The following is a 1,239-nucleotide window of genomic DNA, read 5'->3' on the forward strand; positions in this document are numbered from 1 at the left end:
TTGGCCTGCCCCCTGAAAAGTGGTCCTCGCTGAAGTAGGCTATTGAGCCGTAGAGCGGACGTTGGAATGCGCCAGAAGAAGCACAAGCCCGAAGAGATCGTCGCGAAGCTGCGCCAGGTCGATGTTCTGCTGTCGCAAGGAAAATCGGTTGGCGAAGCTGTTCGTTCGATCGGCGTGACGCAATTCACCTATTACCGGTGGCGCAAGGAGTTCGGTGGCCTTAAGGGCGACCAGGTGAAGCGTCTCAAGGAGCTTGAGAAAGAGAACGATCGGCTACGCAAGGCGGTTTCGGACCTGACATTGGAGAAGCTGATCCTGAAGGAGGCTGCTTCGGGAAACTATTAAGCCCCGCCCGCCGTCGCCGTTGCATTGACCATGTGATGTCGAAGTTCTCCGTCTCGGAGCGCTTCGCCTGCAGGGTTCTTGGTCAGCACCGTTCGACCCAGCGCAAGAAGCCCAGAGGCCGGCCGGATGAAGAGGCGCTCACCGCCGACATCATCCGGCTCGCTTCCCGGTATGGCCGCTATGGCTATCGCCGGATCACGGCGATGCTGCGATCTGAGGGCTGGACGGTGAATGCCAAGCGCGTCGAGCGCATTTGGCGGCGGGAGGGGCTGAAGGTTCCCCAGAAACAACCCAAGAGAGGACGTCTCTGGCTGAATGACGGATCGTGTATCCGGCTTCGACCGGAACACCCCAACCATGTCTGGTCCTATGATTCTGTCGAGGGCCGGACGCACAATGGCAGGAAGTTCCGCATGCTCAACATCATCGACGAGTTCACCCGGGAGTGCCTGGCGATCCGGATCGCGCGCAAGCTCAACTCGACCGATGTCATCGACGCCCTGTCGGACCTGTTCATCCTGCGTGGTGTGCCCGGTCATGTTCGTTCCGACAATGGCCCGGAGTTCATCGCCAAAGCCGTGCGGGAGTGGATCGCCGCTGTCGGCGCGAAGACCGCCTTCATCGAGCCGGGAAGCCCTTGAGAGAACGGCTACTGCGAGAGCTTCAACTCCAAACTCCGAGATGAACTGCTCAACGGTGAGATCTTCTACAGCCTCGCCGAGGCCAAGGCCATCATCGAGGCATGGCGGTGCTACTACAACACCGAGCGGCCGCACTCATCGCTCGGATATAAGCCCCCGACACCGGAGGCCATCATCTGGCCGGCGCCGACCCGTGGATCGGCACCACCATCTGCACAGGCAATGGCCGGAAAGCCGATCATGCATTAAGACT

The 1,239-nt window shown here is 60.2% G+C and carries 1 pseudogene; it reads left to right on the plus strand.

Going from position 1 to position 1,239, the window contains the following annotated elements:
- Positions 1-66 precede the first annotated feature (66 nt).
- Positions 67-1,235 (plus strand): annotated as a pseudogene (locus tag AB843_RS24550) (IS3 family transposase).
- The last annotated feature ends 4 nt before the right edge of the window (positions 1,236-1,239 follow it).

The sequence above is a fragment of the Nitratireductor soli genome, assembly GCF_001050155.1.
GTDB classification, from domain to species: Bacteria; Pseudomonadota; Alphaproteobacteria; order Rhizobiales; family Rhizobiaceae; genus Nitratireductor; species Nitratireductor soli.